The sequence below is a fragment of the Ligilactobacillus sp. UO.C109 genome (assembly GCF_026847815.1).
GTDB classification, from domain to species: Bacteria; Bacillota; Bacilli; order Lactobacillales; family Lactobacillaceae; genus Ligilactobacillus; species Ligilactobacillus salivarius.
Window position 1 is genome coordinate 1 of record NZ_JAPSFH010000048.1, and the last position, 466, is coordinate 466.

General features: G+C 39.7%; 1 rRNA gene. It reads right to left on the reverse strand.

Features of this window, described 5'->3' with window-relative positions:
* Positions 1 to 330 (reverse strand): 23S ribosomal RNA (locus OZJ21_RS09335); the annotation flags it as partial.
* Positions 331 to 466 lie beyond the last annotated feature (136 nt).

The following is a 466-nucleotide window of genomic DNA, read 5'->3' on the forward strand; positions in this document are numbered from 1 at the left end:
CATTTCTTGGTAACTCAAATGTTCAGTCCTACAACCCTAAGAAGCAAGCTTCTTAGTTTGGGCTCTTCCCGGTTCGCTCGCCGCTACTGAGGGAATCGAATTTCTTTCTCTTCCTGTGGGTACTTAGATGTTTCAGTTCCCCACGTCTACCTTCAACTAAGCTATGAATTCACTTAGTGATAACAGGCGGTAAAACCTGTTAGGTTTCCCCATTCGGAAATCTCCGGATCATAGTTTACTTACAACTCCCCGAAGCATATCGCAGTTAGTCACGTCCTTCATCGGCTCCTAGTGCCAAGGCATCCACCATACGCCCTTAATAACTTAACCTAATATTATCTAACGATAATAGGTTATGAGTTTAGCGATTAAGAACTATAATTCTTGTTTTAAACTCTTTAAAACGCGGTGTTCTCGGTTTATTTTTAAGAAATAAATCAATATCTAGTTTTCAAAGAACAAAATC